Below are 6905 nucleotides of genomic sequence, written 5' to 3'. Positions count from 1 at the left end.
TTTTAGCAAAAATCATTGGAACTTGCATGGCTTGAGCAGTATAAAGCGCGGGAGCAATCCCAGAAGCTTCAATTGTGACAATTTTTGTAATACCAGCGTCTTTATAAACCTCTGCAAAAACTTTTCCAATTTCTTGCATGAGCTCATAATCCACTTGGTGCGTCAAAAAACTGTCAACTTTTAAGATATCCTTACCTAAAACATCGCCATCTTTTAAAATGCGTTCTTCTAATAATTTCATACACGTCTCCTTTTCTTTTCACAACTAACCCATTAAGCTAGGATTTTGTTATTTACTTACCACTTTTGTTCACTGCTTCTACCTCGCTAAATGGTTAACTACATAGCTATATAAATGTTTCTACCCCACACATGGCACGATTGGCTGTGATGGGGTAGATCAGTTGTTTTATTGTAACATTTATTGTAATTATTGCAAGATGCTCATTAAATCAGTCATCTGACAGATTAGAACAAACCGATAGCTGTTCCGTCTTCTGCCACGTCCATATTAAGAGCGGCTGGTTTCTTAGGCAAACCAGGCATGGTCATCACATCTCCTGTCAAGGCAACGATGAACCCCGCACCTGTTTTCGGTACAAATTCGCGGATAGTGATATCAAAGCCTTCTGGAGCCCCTAAAAGCGTAGGGTTGTCTGAGAAACTGTATTGTGTTTTCGCCATACATACTGGCAATTTATCCCAGCCAAATTGGGCAAATTGTTTCAATTGCGTTTGTGCTTTTTTGCCAAAGATAACTTTGTTACCACCGTAAATTTCAGTAACGATTTTAGTGATTTTTTCTTCAAGAGAATCGTCGTCTGAGTAAAGGCGTTTGTAGTCAGCATTGCCATTTTCAACAGCATTAACAACGGCATTTGCAAGGTCAATACCACCGTCAGCACCGTTTGCCCAAACGCTAGCCAATTCAACAGGCACGTTGATTTCGGCACAGAGTTCTTTAAGAGCAGCAATTTCAGCTTCAGTATCTGCTACAAATTCATTGATAGCAACAACGACAGGGATACCAAATTTACGAACGTTTTCCACGTGACGTTTAAGGTTGGCAAAACCAGCACGAACAGCATCGACATTTTCTTCAGCTAAATCTGTTTTCGCTACGCCACCATGCATTTTAAGAGCACGAATAGTGGCCACAATCACAACGGCGTCAGGTGTTGTTGGAAGATTTGGTGTTTTAATATCAAGGAATTTTTCAGCCCCAAGATCTGCACCAAATCCAGCTTCTGTGATGGTATAATCTGCTAGACGAAGTGCTGTGCTTGTTGCCAAAACAGAGTTACATCCATGTGCGATATTGGCAAATGGTCCACCATGAACGAGGGCAGGTGTGCCATAAATGGTTTGCACAAGGTTTGGTTTAATAGCGTCTTTAAGGATAAGCGTCAAAGCACCTTCAACCTTCAAATCACGAACGTAAACAGGTGTACGGTCATAGCGGTAAGCTACCACGATATTGGCAAGGCGTTCTTTCAAGTCATTGATGTCAGTTGCCAGACACAAAATGGCCATGATTTCAGACGCAACAGTGATATCAAAACCGTCCTCACGTGGGATACCATTAACTGGGCTACCAAGACCAATGGTTACATGACGAAGGGCACGGTCATTAAGGTCAACCACACGCTTCCAGATAATACGACGTTGGTCAATACCAAGTTCATTACCTTGGTGAAGGTGGTTATCAATGATAGCTGAAAGGGCATTATTAGCTGTTGTAATGGCGTGCATATCCCCAGTAAAATGAAGGTTAATGTCTTCCATTGGAAGAACTTGGGCATAACCACCACCTGCTGCTCCCCCTTTAATCCCCATAACAGGACCAAGAGATGGTTCACGCAAGGCAATCATAGTTTTCTTGCCAATTTTATTTAAGGCATCTGCTAGACCAATGGACATGGTTGATTTTCCTTCACCGGCAGGTGTCGGGTTAATAGCTGTCACAAGGACAAGCTTACCAGGTTTATTGTTTTGAACAGCTGCAATTTTATCAAAAGATAGTTTCGCTTTGTATTTACCATAGAGTTCAATATCGTCGAACGTAATCCCAACTTTTTCGACAATTTCAGTAATAGGTTTTAGTTCAACACTTTGTGCAATTTCGATATCAGATTTCACAAGATTCTCCTCTAAATTATAAGTGATAGCTTTATTATATCACATTTTATAAAAAACGCACGTTTTTATTCATAGTTTTATAAATGTTCGTATTTTATTCGATGGTTTTACTTTAGAAAGGCAGCAACAAGCCTATTCTAGCTTATGGTAAATCGTTTACGAAAAAAATTTTTTTGTGTAAAATGAGAACATGAAGATTTTAATTACATCTGGTGGAACCACCGAAAATATTGATGCCGTTCGTGGTATTACCAATCATGCCACTGGGACTCTTGGCAAGGAAGTTGCTGAGTGCTTTTTAGCGCAAGGGCATGATGTGACATTGGTGACGACACAAAGAGCGGTCAAACCCAAGAAACATTCCAAGCTCAAAATCATCTTGGTCGAAACGGTGGCTGATTTAATCGCGGAACTTGAACCCTTAGTGAAAACGCATGATGCTATCATCCATAGCATGGCGGTATCTGACTACACCCCTGTTTACATGACGGACCTTGAGGAAGTGGAAAAAGCACCAGCCGTCAAAGATTTGCTTCATAAAAGCAACACAAGTGCCAAAATTTCCTCTCAACAAGATTACCAAGTGCTTTTTCTCAAAAAAACACCAAAGGTGATTTCCCTAATCAAGCAATGGAATCCTGATATTATGTTAATCGGCTTCAAACTCTTGGTGGGAGTGCCAAAGGAGGAGTTGTTAGCTGTTGCTAGACGCAGTTTAGCGACCAATCAAGCCCACTATATCGTCGCAAATGACCTCACCACAATAGATGATAATCAGCACTTGGCTTATTTAGTGGGGAAAGATGACGTGGTTGTCGCTAAGACCAAGAAAGCAATTGCCGAGCTGATTTTGGAAAGGGTAACACATGACTAAAACTGTATTATTAGCCGTTTCAGGCAGTATCGCCGCTTATAAAGCAGCTGATTTAACCAATCAATTCACTAAAGCAGGCTTGAACGTTCGGATTTTGATGACACCTGCTGCTACTCAATTTATCACCCCTTTAACCTTGCAGGTGCTTTCTAAAAATCCCGTCGCCCTTGATGTGATGAAGGAAGAAGATGCTCAAACCATCAATCATATTGATTTAGCCAAGGAAGCGGATGTCTTTTTGATTGCCCCTGCTTCTGCTAATACCATCGCCAAACTCTCTTATGGCATGGCAGATAACATCGTGACCACAACAGCTTTAGCCTTGCCAGCTGACACGCCTAAACTCATTGCACCTGCTATGAATACCAATATGTACAATAATCCCATGACCAAACGCAATATTGAGCAGCTTATTCAGGCAGGTTATCAGAAAATCGAACCTCGTTCAACGCGACTGGCCTGCGGTGATGTCGGTAAGGGGGCTTTGGCAGATTTGGAAACAATTATTGAATCAGTGTTAAAAGTTTGTAAAAATCACGAATAATGGTAACGGATACACTTGTCAACACTAGCCCAAACCTGTATAATGGGTTAAAGTCTTTTCAAAGACTCAACGCATTTATTCTCGGCTTTTGGATTTAGGAGGAACCATGAAAAAAAGACAATCCGCATCGGATATTGCCGTTATCGCCATTTTCTTTGCAATTATGCTCGTTATTCATTTCTTGACTAGTTTGGTGTTTAACCTGTGGCCTGTCCCAATTAAACCCACGCTGATTCAGATTCCTGTTATCGTGGCTTCTATCATGTATGGTTCGCGTATTGGTGCTATTTTAGGTGGTCTGATGGGGATTATCAGTGTGACGGTCAATACCATCACGCTGATGCCGACAAGCTACCTCTTTTCTCCCTTTGTTGAAAATGGGAATCTTGCCTCACTTGTGATTGCTATGGTGCCCCGTATTTTAATCGGTATCACCCCTTATTACGTTTACAAATGGTGGCACAGTAGAGCTGGTCTGGTAGTAGCTGGAGCAGTCGGTTCAATGACCAATACTATCTTTGTATTGGGTGGCGTTTTCTTTATCTTTTCAAATGTGTATAATGGTGACATAAAAGCCTTATTAGCAGCTGTTTTTGGAACCAATGCCATTGCAGAAATGATTGCCTCTGCTATTTTAACCGCTGCAGTCGTTCCTGTCCTTGAAAAGCAAAGACGCTAATAGATACTAGAAAGTTAGGAGTTCTCTCCTAGCTTTTTTGCTATCAAAAAAGCCCTCCCACCAAATAGGTAAGAGGGCTGAGGCATTCATTTGAATGTGACAAAATGGTTCACACAAATTGTCAAAGTCCGCTCCTGCGTTCTAACAAAAGTTAGAGTGACCTCCTCTGCGCAAATAAACTCATTAAGAACGAGTTCACTCGGCTCATCGCATAAGATTAGTATAGCATATCTTATAGGAGCGGCGCAATGGTTTTGACCAACATACCCACAACTTTTTCATGAACAGGGCGTTTGGCTAGAGTTTCAGGCGTCACACGCTCACATTCTTCCAAAGTCATGGTGAAATCTTCGTAAATATCTCGAATGGCATCCACTCGATACATATAAGTTGCGCATTCAAAGTGATGGTAAAGACTGCGGTAATCTAGGTTAATGGTTCCCACAACAGCTTTAATGTGGTCGCTGACAAATACCTTGGCGTGCAAGAAGCCTGGTGTGTAGAGGTAAATCTTAACCCCAGAACGCATCAATTTGCCAAAGTAAGTCTTAGCTAGAGCATACGGAATCGGTTTATCAGGGACACCAGGCATCATGATCCGCACATCCACTCCACGCTCAGCCGCAAAACAAAGGGCGTGTTCCATTTCGCTATCTAAAATCAAATAAGGCGTCATGATATACACGTAATCTCTAGCATGGTTGAGGATATCGATATACACATTTTCCCCAACTTTATCCGTATCTAAAGGCGAATCACCATAAGGAATCACGTAACCATCGGCTGTTCTAGTTGGCGAGTGTTCCATCAAATAAGGTTCCACCACCAATTCTCTTTCCGTAACAGACCACATTTGCAAGAACAAGACCAAAAAGCTATCGACGGCTTCGCCTTCAATCATCACGGCCGTGTCTTTCCAGTGACCAAAACGCTCGATTTTGTTAATGTATTCATCAGCCAAATTCACCCCACCTGTAAAGGCAACTTGCCCATCAATGATAATATTTTTACGGTGGTCACGGTAATTGTAATAAGTCGAAATGAAAGGTGAAATAGGTGAAAAAACTTTGGCTTTAATTCCAATTTTTTCAAGACGTTGGGTGTAGTCAGGTGATAAGGTTGATAATTCAATCATGCCGTCATACAAAACCCTAACCTCAACGCCTTGCTTAACCTTATCTTCAAGAATACTTAGGATTTCTCCCCACATCTCCCCTTCAGCGATGATGAAAAACTCCATGAAAATGTAGTGTTCGGCTTTAAGGAGTTGTTTTTTTAATTCTTTAAAGAAATCCTCACCTGTCGGAAAATAAGTGACGTCGGTATTTTGGTAAACAGGAAAATTGCCACGGCTACGACTGAAATATTGAACAAGATGATAGGTTGTTGAGGTATCCTCTTTCAAGGTTCTCACAATTTCGGGATGATGTGGCAGGTATTGCACACTCTCATCCACGCGTTGTCCCATCCGTTGCTTCAAGTCTCTATAACCCCAGTCTAGCTTGGTGTAAATTAAGAAAAGCGACCCTAATAGTGGTGCTATCATAATCAAAATCAGCCAAGTCACTCGAGAAAGAGCATCCATTTCACTATTAACCAAATACAAAACGGCTGTAATAGTCAAAATACGTTCAATAATCTCCGCCCAAATCCGAGATTGGTCTAACCAAATGTAAGAATCAAAGATAAACACCAGTTGCAAGATTAACAGAACCGAAATAATGGTCGTTCGACTAAAGATACCTCGAAGCAACCCACGACGGCTCTTACTCAATAAACGAACAACTCTGCTATCTTTATCTGTGTTTTTCATTGCGATAATCTTAACCTCCAAAAACTTTCAATAACTAACATTATACCATACTTTTAAAAAGTATTTCAGGAACTGCTATTTTTAACAAGGAAAACAGCCGAACACAAGACGGTTCAGCTGTCAAAAAACGAATAATGGCTACTGCGTGTAGCTTTTGGTAAAAGCTTTTTGAACCTTAGATGGTGCTTGGGCGTATGGTGTTTTGCCATCATAAGTCGTCTGCACGATCAAACGGTTGCTCGCTTGCAAATCATCACACGTCACCAAGGTCAGTAAGGTCTTATCAGGAACATCCTCAATGACTTCAACATCTGTCGGAGCCACAACTTCCTTGCTAGTAATTGTGTAAGTGTAGATATAAGTCTTGTCTGTCAGATAGACTTTCTGCCCCACTTCCGCTCTTTCTAGTGGTGAAAAGAGCAGGTGATTGCTATTGACTTGGTCAAAAACATGGTGGCTGGCAAGCGCATAATTCCCCTCTCCCATGGTTTGATTTTCCTTCATGGTTCCCGCACCATATAAAAGGTTGGTATTGTCAATGCCTTTAAAAACGGGCAAATTCATTTCCAGATCTGGAATCGCAATGCCACCAATGACGTTTAGTTTTTGACCACTCATCTGAGCTGCTAGCACATCTTGGGTAGAAACAACAGCTACCTGTGAAAAATCAAAATTACCCTTACTTTTTTCATTTTGTTCAATATTTTCTCGTGATACATGGCTCACTTGATAACAGTCGGTCGTGTAAGCCATCATAATGTGGCTAATGGTCTGATGAAAGAATAGTGCCATGCCTACAAGCAAAAGCACTAGAATCAAGATCCAACGTACCTATCCCCTTAATAATCGTTTCATA

At 41.2% G+C, this 6905-nt stretch carries 6 protein-coding genes and 1 pseudogene (1 of these 7 running past the window's edge); 3 read left to right on the top strand and 4 right to left on the bottom strand.

The genetic code is table 11. The features are described from left to right. Positions 1–241: pseudogene (locus B3R79_RS05595) on the bottom strand (xanthine phosphoribosyltransferase); it reaches 337 nt to the left of the window's first position. Between the two features lie 227 nt (positions 242–468). Next, positions 469–2139, bottom strand: coding sequence for a formate--tetrahydrofolate ligase (locus tag B3R79_RS05590; protein WP_293695464.1), 1671 nt, complete (start codon positions 2137–2139; stop codon positions 469–471). Between the two features lie 190 nt (positions 2140–2329). Between B3R79_RS05590 and B3R79_RS05585 the strand changes: the two genes are divergently transcribed. The 3 genes from B3R79_RS05585 to B3R79_RS05575 all read left to right on the top strand — a co-directional run bounded on the left by B3R79_RS05585 (position 2330) and on the right by B3R79_RS05575 (position 4236). Then, the gene (locus B3R79_RS05585; protein ID WP_168260783.1) at positions 2330–3013 is read left to right on the top strand and encodes a phosphopantothenate--cysteine ligase; all 684 of its coding nucleotides are present in this window, start codon (positions 2330–2332) and stop codon (positions 3011–3013) included. After that, the gene (coaC, locus tag B3R79_RS05580; protein ID WP_154454304.1) at positions 3006–3557 is read left to right on the top strand and encodes a phosphopantothenoylcysteine decarboxylase; all 552 of its coding nucleotides are present in this window, start codon (positions 3006–3008) and stop codon (positions 3555–3557) included. The genes B3R79_RS05585 and coaC overlap by 8 nt, the downstream gene beginning before the upstream one ends. Positions 3558–3663: 106 nt before the next feature. After that, positions 3664–4236 carry an ECF transporter S component gene (locus tag B3R79_RS05575; protein ID WP_154454303.1) on the top strand — a complete coding sequence of 191 codons (573 nt, stop codon included), beginning with the start codon at positions 3664–3666 and terminating at the stop codon, positions 4234–4236. A 232-nt stretch (positions 4237–4468) separates the two neighbouring features. Here B3R79_RS05575 and cls read toward each other — a convergent pair whose 3' ends face one another. Beyond that, positions 4469–6049 carry a cardiolipin synthase gene (gene cls / locus B3R79_RS05570; RefSeq protein WP_293695454.1) on the bottom strand — a complete coding sequence of 527 codons (1581 nt, stop codon included), beginning with the start codon at positions 6047–6049 and terminating at the stop codon, positions 4469–4471. Positions 6050–6187: 138 nt separating this feature from the next. Continuing rightward, positions 6188–6871 carry a class A sortase gene (locus B3R79_RS05565; protein WP_414717728.1) on the bottom strand — a complete coding sequence of 228 codons (684 nt, stop codon included), beginning with the start codon at positions 6869–6871 and terminating at the stop codon, positions 6188–6190. Positions 6872–6905 lie beyond the last annotated feature (34 nt).

The sequence above is a fragment of the Streptococcus sp. UBA3373 genome, assembly GCF_002360305.1.
Classification (GTDB): Bacteria; Bacillota; Bacilli; order Lactobacillales; family Streptococcaceae; genus Streptococcus; species Streptococcus alactolyticus.
Note: the sequence above shows the minus strand (reverse complement) of the source record. Positions and strands in the feature narration are given on the sequence as shown.

Coding starts and splice junctions, on each gene's coding strand:
- B3R79_RS05585 (WP_168260783.1), top strand. CDS start 2,330: ATGAAGATTTTAATTACATCTGGTGGAACCACCGAAAATATTGATGCC.
- B3R79_RS05575 (WP_154454303.1), top strand. CDS start 3,664: ATGAAAAAAAGACAATCCGCATCGGATATTGCCGTTATCGCCATTTTC.
- coaC (WP_154454304.1), top strand. CDS start 3,006: ATGACTAAAACTGTATTATTAGCCGTTTCAGGCAGTATCGCCGCTTAT.
- cls (WP_293695454.1), bottom strand. CDS start 6,049: ATGAAAAACACAGATAAAGATAGCAGAGTTGTTCGTTTATTGAGTAAG.